Annotated in this window: 1 rRNA gene; it reads right to left on the reverse strand. The window is 47.1% G+C overall.

The annotated features are described in order from the left end of the window. Positions 1-223, reverse strand: a 23S ribosomal RNA gene (locus H6A61_RS15745); the annotation flags it as partial.

Below are 223 nucleotides of genomic sequence, written 5' to 3' on the forward strand. Positions count from 1 at the left end.
TCATTACACCATTCGTGCAGGTCGGAACTTACCCGACAAGGAATTTCGCTACCTTAGGACCGTTATAGTTACGGCCGCCGTTTACTGGGGCTTCAATTCAATGCTTCTCTCATCGATGACATCTCCTCTTAACCTTCCAGCACCGGGCAGGTGTCAGGCTGTATACATCTACTTTCATATTAGCACAGCCCTGTGTTTTTGTTAAACAGTTGCCTGGACCTAT

This window comes from Bacteroides caecigallinarum, assembly GCF_016901995.1.
Lineage (GTDB): Bacteria > Bacteroidota > Bacteroidia > Bacteroidales > Bacteroidaceae > Phocaeicola > Phocaeicola cellulolyticus.